4 protein-coding genes are annotated in these 3,058 nt (G+C 27.3%); 2 read left to right on the top strand and 2 right to left on the bottom strand.

Annotated features, from left to right (window positions below; all coding sequences use genetic code 11):
- Positions 1 to 659: tRNA (adenosine(37)-N6)-threonylcarbamoyltransferase complex transferase subunit TsaD (gene tsaD, locus ACWYO2_RS05510; RefSeq protein WP_455515479.1), on the bottom strand; the 659-nt coding region annotated here is incomplete at its 3' end.
- Positions 660 to 758: 99 nt separating this feature from the next.
- Here tsaD and ACWYO2_RS05515 point away from each other — a divergent pair.
- Positions 759 to 1,319, top strand: a complete 561-nt coding sequence (locus ACWYO2_RS05515; protein WP_455515480.1) for a histidine phosphatase family protein — start codon at positions 759 to 761, stop codon at positions 1,317 to 1,319.
- A 194-nt stretch (positions 1,320 to 1,513) separates the two neighbouring features.
- Here the strand turns inward: ACWYO2_RS05515 and ACWYO2_RS05520 are convergent, their stop codons facing one another.
- Positions 1,514 to 2,119 (bottom strand): superoxide dismutase, encoded by a 606-nt coding sequence (locus ACWYO2_RS05520; protein ID WP_455515481.1) that lies wholly within the window; start codon positions 2,117 to 2,119, stop codon positions 1,514 to 1,516.
- 172 nt (positions 2,120 to 2,291) lie between these two features.
- Here ACWYO2_RS05520 and ACWYO2_RS05525 point away from each other — a divergent pair.
- Positions 2,292 to 3,058 (top strand): alpha/beta hydrolase (locus ACWYO2_RS05525; protein WP_455515482.1); only part of this gene is annotated, 767 nt, incomplete at its 3' end.

Below are 3,058 nucleotides of genomic sequence, written 5' to 3' on the forward strand. Positions count from 1 at the left end.
TTAACATAATTAGTAACAAAAGTTTTAATACCACTAAAACTGAAATCATATATATTATCTGTTTTAGGTGTAGGTAATTTTAAAGAATTTTTTCCGTTTTTTGCAAGTTTTTCTATTGATGGACCACCAGGATAGCTAAGATCTAGTATTCTTGCTACTTTGTCAAACGCTTCACCTATTGCATCATCTTGAGTTTCTCCTAATTTTTCTAAACTTTTATCTTCTTTCATAAGATATAGGGTTGTGTGTCCACCTGAAGCTACTAAGGTAAGCATAGGAAGTTTTGGATCATTTTCAATAAATGTAGAAAATATATGCCCATCAATATGATTTATAGGAATTAAAGGTATATTATTTGCTATACTTAAACCTTTTGCAAACATAAGACCTACAAGTAGGGATCCTACAAGACCTGGAGTATTAGTCACAGCTATATATGATATATCTTTTATAGAACATCCAGCTTCTTTCATAGCCATATCATATACTGTTGATATATTTTGAATATGATGTCTTGAAGCAATTTCAGGTACTACTCCACCATATTCTTTATGTATATCTATTTGACTTGCAACTATATTACTTAAAACTTTTTTGCCATTTTCAAGTATAGCAATAGAAGTTTCATCGCATGAGCTTTCTATTGATAATATTAACATTATTAAACCTCTTTTATTTTTATTCTAGCAAATTTAGTAATACTTGTAAAGAAGAAACTATTATGATATTATTTAAAATAGAATATAAAAGGAGGCAACATGAAAATATATTTTGTAAGACATGGCAAAACTGAGTGGAATTTAGAAGGAAAAATACAAGGATGGGAAAATAGTGAACTTTTACCAGATGATGATTCACCAGAAAGAGCAGCAAAACAACTTGAAGGAATAGAGTTTGATTTGGTGTGTAGTAGTGATTTAAAAAGAGCAATAAGAACTAAAGAAAGAATTTTGAATATATTAGGATTAAATGATAATAAAATTGAGTATAAAGAATTTAGAGAAGTAGGGTTTGGAAAATTTGAAGGAGCAAATATTGACGAAGTTAAGAAAAATTATAGTGAATTATGGAGTAAATTTAAGTTACAAATTCCTGATTTTGACCCAGGATTGTATATTGAAGGGTTTGAAAGTGTAAAAAAAGTTAAAGATAGAGCAATGTTTAGAATAAATGAATTAAAAAAACAATACGGAAATGATTCCAATATACTTGTTGTTTCTCATGGTTCGTTTATAACAATAATGCAAAATATGAATAAAAAGTTAGAAGAACCAGTAATAATACCAGAAAATGGCTCAGTAACTATATTAGAATTTTAATTAAGCTAAGATAATTATAAGAAAAAAATAAGAAAAAAATAATTGAAAATGGAAACGTTTTAGTGTATAATGTTCCCATACAAGAGAAAAAGCTAAAAACTTTTTCTTCATAACTCCTTTTTAAGACATTCATATTTTGGATGTCTTTTTTATTTTATACAAAAAGGATTAGTTTTTAAACTAATCCCTATATTTTATCTATTTAAATATCTATTTTCTACAACATCCCAGTTTACTAATTCCCACCAAGCTTTTAAATAATCAGCACGTCTATTTTGATAGTTTAGATAGTAAGCATGTTCCCAAACATCATTTCCTAATAGAACAATTTTACCTAAGCTAACAGGTGAATCTTGATTAGGAGTAGATAAAACTTCTAAATTTCCTTCTTTATCAGTTACAAGCCAAGCCCATCCTGATCCGAATTGTCCAGCTCCTTTTGCATTGAAAACATTTTTTAATTCATCTAAAGTTCCAAATGCTTTTTCTATTGCGATTTTTAATTCATTTTTAGGTTCTTTAGATCCACCTGGAATCATTACTTCCCAGAATAAATCGTGGTTATAAACTCCACCTGCATTATTTCTAATACCATTTTTCTTTGCTTCAGGTAATTTATCTAAAGAAGTTAGAATTTCCTCTATACTTGAAGTTTCAAATCCAGTTCCTTCTAATAGATTGTTTAAGTTTGTTACATAAGTTTGATGATGTTTATCATGATGAAAATGCATAGTTTCTTTGTCTATAATAGGTTCTAATGCATCATACTCATAAGGTAATTTTTTTAATTCAAAAGCCATTTCACTTCCTCCTAAGATCTAATTTATATATATTTAAAGTATAACATGATTTAATTTGCTATTCAATGAAACTGAAGAATATATTATTTAACTTTTTTACGTTTGTGTCAAAAAGTTTACAACATATTAAAAATATGATAAACTAACATATATTAAAAAGAAAGAGGTTATCATGAAAAATAGAGTTTTAAAGTATATATTAGTAATAATTTTATCAATATCAGTATTAGCTGGTTTTGTTGGGGGATATTTTGTAAATTTCGCATTAAGCAACAAAGTTGATAAAACTAATGTTAATAATCAGGATAAAGATGGATTAAAAGATAAAGATAAAGAAAAAAATCAAAGATGGTTTGATGAAAATGCGATTGAAGTTAAAATGAAATCTAAATACACAGGTAATGATTTAGTTGGGTATCAATTTTTATCTAAAAATACAAATAAATGGGTTATTGTTGTGCATGGTTTTGGAGAAAATGCTCGTCATATGGCAACATATATTAAAAATTTTTATGATAGAGGATATAGTGTTTTTGCACAAGACTTAAATGCTCATGGTAAAAGTTCAGGTGAATACTATACTATGGGTGGATTTGATGGTAAAGATTTAAAGGATTGGGTAAATTTAATTTCAAAAGAATATGATAATCCAGATATAGTTTTATTTGGTATTAGTATGGGTGCAGCAACTATAATGAATAGTTTAGATGAAGATTTACCTAATAATGTTAAAGCGTTTATAGAAGACAGTGGATATTTAAGTTTAAATGAGGAATTTTCTTATCAATTAAAAAAATTATTTAATCTTCCACCTATACTTGTACTTCCAGAGGCAAGTATAGTTGCAAAAATAAAAGCAGGATATTTTCTTAAAGATGTTGATGCAACAAAGGGATTGGAAAATACAACATTACCAGCTTTAATATTACATGGGGATAA

Source organism: Pseudostreptobacillus sp. (genome assembly GCF_977040545.1).

Excerpts from the sequence above, each read along its gene's own strand:
- ACWYO2_RS05520 (WP_455515481.1), bottom strand. The coding sequence starts at position 2,119 with ATGGCTTTTGAATTAAAAAAATTACCTTATGAGTATGATGCATTAGAA.
- ACWYO2_RS05515 (WP_455515480.1), top strand. The coding sequence starts at position 759 with ATGAAAATATATTTTGTAAGACATGGCAAAACTGAGTGGAATTTAGAA.